1 protein-coding gene is annotated in these 478 nt (G+C 84.5%); it reads left to right on the top strand.

Translation table 11 applies throughout. The features are described from left to right. The coding region (locus GTR00_RS22475; protein WP_166613670.1) for a Trp biosynthesis-associated membrane protein at window positions 1-478 on the top strand (478 nt) is incomplete at both ends.

The following is a 478-nucleotide window of genomic DNA, read 5'->3' as shown; positions in this document are numbered from 1 at the left end:
GCGCTCGCGCCCGGCGCGGTGCTGCTGCTCGGCGCGGCCGGCGCGGTGGCCGCGCTGGCCGCCGGCGCCCCCTCCTGGGTGGAGGGGGCCGTCGCCACGGCGGCGGGGGTGCGCGAGGTCAGCGCGGCGGGCCGCCAGGCCGGTGCCGCGGCCACCGCCCTGGCGCTGGTGTCCCTGGCGGCCGTGGTGGCCTGCTCGCTGGGGCGCCGCGTGGCCCGGGCGCTGGCCGCGGTGGTGCTGCTGCTGGCCGGGGCCGGCGTGGTCGCCGCCAGCGCCGCGGCGCTGAGCTCCCCGGAGGACGCGCTGGCCGCGCCGGCGCGCCAGGTCAGCGGCCGCACCGACCCGCAGCTGCAGCGCGTGGGCACCAGCGCGTGGCCGGTGGTCTCCGTCGCCGGCGGGGTGCTGGCGGGCGCGGCCGGCGGTGCGGCGCTGCTGCGCGGGCGGCGCTGGAGCGCCTCCAGCCGCCACGAGCGCGACG

It is taken from the genome of Kineococcus indalonis, from assembly GCF_009906395.1.
Classification (GTDB): domain Bacteria; phylum Actinomycetota; class Actinomycetes; order Actinomycetales; family Kineococcaceae; genus Kineococcus; species Kineococcus indalonis.
Note: the sequence above shows the minus strand (reverse complement) of the source record. Positions and strands in the feature narration are given on the sequence as shown.